We start from the raw sequence: 238 nt of genomic DNA, 5'->3' as shown, positions 1-238 counted from the left end.
CGTCCTGCACATGCTCCTGCCTTCCGGCGAACTGTGGTTCTGCCGCCTCTACAACAAGGCCCTGCCGCTGGTTAGCGACGCCCGCCTGCGCGACGACGTGCAGGGTTTCATCCGCCAGGAAGCGATGCATTCGCGGGCCCACGACGGCGCGATCCAGCGCTACCTGAGCAGGTTCGACATCGACTCCAAGCCGTTCACCGACAAGATGGATTTCCTTTTCGAACGCCTGCTCTGCGAC

1 protein-coding gene is annotated in these 238 nt (G+C 63.0%); it reads left to right on the top strand.

What is annotated here, in order from left to right; all coding sequences use genetic code 11:
* Positions 1-238, top strand: a 238-nt coding sequence (locus ACLJNW_RS28280; RefSeq protein ID WP_410961957.1) for a metal-dependent hydrolase, incomplete at both ends; no start/stop codon positions are given.

Source organism: Salmonella sp. SAL4457, assembly GCF_046548235.1.
Taxonomy (GTDB): domain Bacteria; phylum Pseudomonadota; class Gammaproteobacteria; order Enterobacterales; family Enterobacteriaceae; genus Salmonella; species Salmonella enterica.
The sequence above is the reverse complement of the archived record's forward strand: the minus strand, read 5'-3'. Positions and strand labels throughout refer to the sequence as shown.